Source organism: Mesorhizobium sp. M2A.F.Ca.ET.067.02.1.1 (genome assembly GCF_004023285.1).
Classification (GTDB): domain Bacteria; phylum Pseudomonadota; class Alphaproteobacteria; order Rhizobiales; family Rhizobiaceae; genus Mesorhizobium.
On sequence record NZ_RZSB01001505.1, the window covers coordinates 1 to 379 of the forward strand.

Sequence of the window (379 nt, forward strand, 5' to 3'; positions counted from 1 at the left end):
ATCCAGGCAAGCGATGCCGCCCTTGCGGCTGGTCTCACCTTCGAAGACCAGCGTGTCGGCGGCGGCAATGCCCAGCGTCGCGCAGGCCTCGCGGAAACCGCCGAGCCGCTCGTGATAGACGACGAGGTCGGAAGAACCGCCGAAGAAGGCCAGCCGGCGATGGCCCTTGCCGATCAGGTGGGCGGTGGCGAGAAAGGCGCCGCGATGATTGTCGGGCGCGATCACCGGGATGCGGCTCTCGGGCAGCCGGCGCATGGCGAAGACAACCGGAACGCCGGCTGTCTCGATGCGGCGGAAAGCGCCCGGCGTGGTGCCGCGCGCCGGCGACACGATCAGCCCGGCGACGCCCTGCTCCATCAGCGACTTCAGCACTTCTTCC

1 protein-coding gene is annotated in these 379 nt (G+C 69.4%); it reads right to left on the reverse strand.

What is annotated here, in order from left to right; genetic code table 11:
* Positions 1-379 (reverse strand): substrate-binding domain-containing protein (locus EOA28_RS38535; protein WP_189342446.1); only part of this gene is annotated, 379 nt, incomplete at both ends.